The organism is Carnobacterium sp. (assembly GCF_032094055.1).
Lineage (GTDB): Bacteria > Bacillota > Bacilli > Lactobacillales > Carnobacteriaceae > Carnobacterium_A.
Genome location: NZ_DAMDAK010000111.1, coordinates 1 through 3,530, shown reverse-complemented (window position 1 = coordinate 3,530; position 3,530 = coordinate 1). Strand labels below are relative to the sequence as shown.

Below are 3,530 nucleotides of genomic sequence, written 5' to 3'. Positions count from 1 at the left end.
GCTCTTGAGCTTGTTGTTCCTTGATCGATAGCCATAATATATTTTTTCTCTGTCATGTTAATTTCCTCCTTATATTTGCAAGCGATTTCTCTACATAAGTTATTGTAACCGTTTTTCTTAATAAGAAAACGTCAACATTTTTAGATTTTTGAAATTTTTTGAGAGGTTTTATGATTTCGTGCATTTCGGAACCGCCGAAATGGTCTGATCAAGGTTGTTTGTGTTGGGTAAACTTGGTTATTGACCTTATCCAGTATAGAATAACAAACTTATGGTCCTTAACAACAACTTATGCACCTTATCTATCAACTAAAGTGATGAATAATGTCCATAACCTAATTTTAAGGACCATAAAGATAGAAAAGTTCTACCTATATGGTTCATAAGCCATTTTATTGAGAGAGTTTTTCGAATTTGGTGCATTTCGGCTACGCCTGAAATGGTCTAATCGGTACGTGAATGTCAATTTAATAAACAAAATGAGTTTTTCAGACACAAGAAAGCTTTATTTTTACGGACATTCAGGTAGAAAGGAGAATGCAAAGTGATTTACAAAAAACGTGAAAAACCTTATAAATTGCTGATGTTGGAGTATTTGAAAAACCGGATTAAATTTTCTCAAGAAAACTGGAATGAGTACCAAAATCAAGTAAAAGGTTATCCAGGTCAGTGTCATTTAGATACACTGACAGCTGGATGAACTTGTGATTGTCTCATTTTGAATGATTTACCGCTAGCAATCGGCAGCACTGATTTTCAAATTGATGCATTGATTATCACCGCGCAAGAAATTTTACTGTATGAAGTAAAAAATTATGGCGGAGAGTATATCTACAACGATGGGTTTCTTGTATCTATCCCGTCTGGAATATCTTTTCATAGCCCGACAGAAAGAATCAATCGGCATACTTCATTGCTCCGAAGCTTATTGGAAACTCATCAAATGAGCTTGCCCATTAAATCTTTTGTGGCGTTTGTTCATCCGGAATTTATGTTATATGACGTGGAAAACATCCAGAAAATTCTGCTGCGTGCAACACTTCCAAAGCATTTCAGAAAGTTAAATGCACAGTTAGAACCTCTTTCCGCAAAACACTTTCTTCTCGCTAAAACATTATGCGAACTGTCTGCTCAAACAAAGCCTTATTTAAATGGCATACCGGAATACACGTACGAAATGTGCAGAAAAGGCATTATTTGTTTAGGATGCGAGCAATTCATTCCAGAGATTGAGCTCAAAAGTAAATTCTGCACATGCCAAGCATGCGGTCATAAAGAACGAATTTCAACTCTAATTTCTAGGCACGTATTAGAGTACAAACGATTATTTCCAGAGAGAAAGCTGACGACCTCTGCCATCTATGACTGGTGTGGTGGTATTTGTGCTGCAAGGAGGATCCGTTCTGTCTTGCAAAAAGACTATAAGACAGCAAGTACAGGAAGAGGTTCCTATTATATCTAAGCAAAAATAACCATCCAAAATGAGCAACTCACTTTTGGATGGTTATTTTTAATTCAAAGCATTATGTACCGCAACTCCGAATAAAAGGTAACATTCAGGTGCATAAAATGGATGAACCTACCATATGTTGAGAAATTTTGAGAGATAAGGTCCATAAACCTATTTTAAAGACCTTATCTCTCACGCAGTTTACATTTAAGGTAGACAAATACATTTTTCAAACCTAATTCCCGATTCCGATCGATTTAACACCTCACATTAAGCATTTAACTGCTGCACAATGCGTTGGATATTTTTCATATCGAAAGGCGACAAGATTTCAGAGAGAACGTACACTTTCGCGTCTTCGTAGTGGTCCTTTTCGGTTGGTTGCTCATTAGTAAGAATGAGATCGTAGTGTTTATTCGGCTGGTAAGCTTCTACTCGTATGCCATTGATATGCCGCATATTTAGTATCAGCAGCTGATTCAACGTTTCCGTATAAATACTTTCCATTTTCAAATCAATTCCAATTTGTACGATTGTGGTCATTTTAAAGGAAATAATGGCCAATAAACTACTGTATTTCAGCAATTCCATTTTCAACAGGCTGTTTTCTTCTGTTTCCTTGATTCCTAGTTTGCCTATACTGATAGTCAGCAATGTCTGTGCAAATGAAATTAAAGCTCGACCAGTAAATTGTTTCTCTTTGATCAGCATTTCATCATAGTCGTAAATTTCAATATCGCCTTGGAAAAAATACAACTTCGTATGGATATGGGAGAGATAATAGTACATATCGCGCTCCAACATGTACGGCAATCGGCGGAACTTGTATTGAATAATAATCGTTTCGACAATGTACGTATCCAACGCTGCGATAGGAGCACGCCGATCTCGCTCCAATCGATATTCATGAAAATCGTGTTCAGTCAGGATGGGAAAAGCCAGTAAAAACGCAAAGTGCAGCATAGCTTCTTCTTCATCGACTTCAATGGAGTACCGGCTGAAGTAGCGCAAAACTATGATACGAATTTTTTGGTATAGCGGATCTGTTAAATAAGGCTGCATTTGTTCACGTAAATGCGTGTATTTCTTTCCTTTACAATTGACACGGTTTTTACTGATAAGCATCCAAATGTTAAGACGTTGTTTGTTTTCTGGTTCAATTTCAACGTGCAGAAAACTTTCTACCGCTTGGACCATTTGAGTGATTTGCTTATCAGAATGCGAGGTGACAAGGGCATTCTTTTCCTCAATATAGCTATAAAATTGAAAGTAGAAATACCGAATGTGCAACTCTTCCCCGTGCAGCTGACCGTTACGGATTTTGATGCCAAATTCTTTCAAATAGCTGTTCAATTCTTTGATTTTACGAAATAAGGAAGAATCGCTGATTGCCAGCTTTTGAGTCAGCTGCGTAATCGAAAATTCCTGGTGCTTAAATAGAAAACGAATCAAATTCACTTTGACTGACTGCTTTAAATAAAGCTGATAAATTTGCTGCAACGAACAATCGTCACTCATAATGGACCTGAATCTGATCGGCAAGCGGTTGAATCCGAAAAGAAATGGATTCCAAATCTTTATCCAGTGAAGCTTTAGCAACGGCCAAATGGTCCAGCATCTCCGCATAAGAGAGAATGCCGCCATTCAACACAAGTTGTTTAAAAATCGTGACTTCTCTGATTTCATTTTTCTCAAGGAAGTGTTCAATTTTCATTTCCGTCATCCCTCACTTCTTGCCACGAAACAAAATTAGTGGCCGAAATCAATTGAGAAAATGATGGATGGAAGAAATAATCTTTTTGCCGCACATCTTCCAACGTTTGTTTCGTTTGAATGGCCAACGCCACTGTATTAATTTTTTCTAAGATATTTGAAGTCGAAATCAGTTGTGCACCAAGTAAAATGTGACTGGCTGCATCGTAGATCCATTTGATCGTGACGGTGTCAGCATCCGGCAAACTGGTTAAGCGAACTTCTTGTCGACAAGCTTTAACTGTTTGCCCAGTAAATAAACTTTCGGCTTCTGTTATGCCAGTGCTGGCAATGTAGCAGCCAAATAGATGCGTCCCAATCGTACGCA

4 protein-coding genes and 1 pseudogene are annotated in these 3,530 nt (G+C 37.7%); 2 read left to right on the top strand and 3 right to left on the bottom strand.

Annotated features, from left to right (window positions below; all coding sequences use genetic code 11):
• Window positions 1-544: 544 nt before the first annotated feature.
• Together RT405_RS12520 and RT405_RS12515 are read left to right on the top strand one after the other, a co-directional pair.
• Window positions 545-700 (top strand): hypothetical protein, encoded by a 156-nt coding sequence (locus RT405_RS12520; RefSeq protein ID WP_313470121.1) that lies wholly within the window; start codon window positions 545-547, stop codon window positions 698-700.
• A gap of 18 nt (window positions 701-718) precedes the next feature.
• Window positions 719-1,462: a nuclease-related domain-containing protein gene (locus tag RT405_RS12515; RefSeq protein WP_313470119.1), complete on the top strand. Its 744-nt coding sequence runs from the start codon at window positions 719-721 to the stop codon at window positions 1,460-1,462.
• A 258-nt stretch (window positions 1,463-1,720) separates the two neighbouring features.
• Here RT405_RS12515 and RT405_RS12510 read toward each other — a convergent pair whose 3' ends face one another.
• The 3 genes and pseudogenes from RT405_RS12510 to RT405_RS12500 form a co-directional block, all read right to left on the bottom strand.
• Window positions 1,721-2,968: a helix-turn-helix domain-containing protein gene (locus RT405_RS12510; RefSeq protein ID WP_313470118.1), complete on the bottom strand. Its 1,248-nt coding sequence runs from the start codon at window positions 2,966-2,968 to the stop codon at window positions 1,721-1,723.
• The gene (locus tag RT405_RS12505; protein WP_313470117.1) at window positions 2,961-3,164 is read right to left on the bottom strand and encodes a hypothetical protein; all 204 of its coding nucleotides are present in this window, start codon (window positions 3,162-3,164) and stop codon (window positions 2,961-2,963) included. The genes RT405_RS12510 and RT405_RS12505 overlap by 8 nt, the downstream gene beginning before the upstream one ends.
• A pseudogene (locus RT405_RS12500) lies at window positions 3,154-3,530 on the bottom strand (oxidoreductase); the annotation flags it as partial. The gene RT405_RS12505 and the pseudogene RT405_RS12500, both read right to left, overlap by 11 nt.

What these genes read in the sequence shown, in the direction of transcription:
- RT405_RS12510 (WP_313470118.1), bottom strand. Translation starts at nt 2,968, where the DNA reads ATGAGTGACGATTGTTCGTTGCAGCAAATTTATCAGCTTTATTTAAAG.
- RT405_RS12505 (WP_313470117.1), bottom strand. Translation starts at nt 3,164, where the DNA reads ATGAAAATTGAACACTTCCTTGAGAAAAATGAAATCAGAGAAGTCACG.